The organism is Liquorilactobacillus mali (assembly GCF_001437155.1).
Taxonomy (GTDB): domain Bacteria; phylum Bacillota; class Bacilli; order Lactobacillales; family Lactobacillaceae; genus Liquorilactobacillus; species Liquorilactobacillus mali_A.
This window is the reverse complement of sequence record NZ_JQAR01000036.1, coordinates 2104-3149: the sequence shown is the minus strand read 5'-3', so window position 1 is coordinate 3149 and position 1046 is coordinate 2104. Positions and strand designations below refer to the sequence as shown.

Annotated in this window: 3 protein-coding genes; 2 read left to right on the top strand and 1 reads right to left on the bottom strand. The window is 36.9% G+C overall.

The genetic code is table 11. The annotated features are described in order from the left end of the window. Positions 1-328 (bottom strand): MobA/MobL family protein (locus tag IV36_RS10860; RefSeq protein ID WP_056992477.1); only part of this gene is annotated, 328 nt, incomplete at its 3' end. 253 nt (positions 329-581) lie between these two features. On the opposite strand from IV36_RS10860, the gene IV36_RS10855 reads away from it, so the two are divergent. Beyond that, positions 582-809, top strand: coding sequence for a hypothetical protein (locus IV36_RS10855; protein ID WP_076621456.1), 228 nt, complete (start codon positions 582-584; stop codon positions 807-809). Positions 810-831: 22 nt separating this feature from the next. Then, the coding region (locus IV36_RS10850; protein WP_056992483.1) for a hypothetical protein at positions 832-1046 on the top strand (215 nt) is incomplete at its 3' end.

Below are 1046 nucleotides of genomic sequence, written 5' to 3'. Positions count from 1 at the left end.
CTTGTACATATTTTGTCAATAATTCTTTCTGTTCATCTTCACTTAATTCAACTGGTAGAGCCACGTTAAACTCTTTAGCGTACCGTGAGTTTGCTCGACGGTCCTTTCTTTCAACTTCGTTCCATAATTTCTCTCTATCACTCGCCCATTCTGGCGCATTCTTTGGTGTTAAAATAAAGCTTTCTGGCATAACCGACCGAGCATAAAAATAACTTCGACCTTCTTTTTGATCGAATAATTTTTCGCCACTTCGATAACTTGCTCCAGCAATTGCACTTCTTCCTTTTCCAGCACTAATATTACTAAAGCTCATGTGAAAAATTGCCATGTCGGTCACCACCTTTCTTTGGGTTTATGGGTTTGATTTTGTTGTCGCCAACGGCGACTTCTAATACAAGTGTTTAGCACAATAACACAACCAACTTTAGTTGTTGTGTATAAGTGCGCATTGACCTCGTTTCACTCGGTCTGCTGATTCTCCTGAATTTACTTTTAGTGTATGCCTTCCGCTTCGCTATTTCAACTTTTATACTTTGACTTAACGTTTCCCTTATGATATAGTGTCGGTGATTATTTCTAATATGATTGGAGGGATCGTTATGTCTCAAAGTAACTTAGAAAAACAAGAAGCTAAATTAAAAGCCCTTAATCAAAAAATTAAGGACGAAAAAAATAAGATTGAACAACGGCTAGGTAAACAAATCATCAGTCAAGCCAATTTAGATTATGCTAATTTGTCTAACGATAAGATTAAGCTTTTAGCCAAGCAATTTTCTGAATTTTTAAAGGTAAAGTCCGTAGATCATTAGCCATACGAGATGGGGAAATTCTATGTCTAATCAATATGAAAAACTAGTCGAGCAGCAAGCGCGTTTAAAACAAAAAATTGAGCGGGAAGATTTTAAATTACGGCAATCTAAATACTATGAAAGCCGCCAAGCACGCAAAGTCCGTTCTCGCCGATTAATTCAAAAAGGGGCTTTGCTCGAAAAATACTTTCAAGCTGATAACCTTTCGGTCGAACAAACCGAAGAACTTTTAAAAAC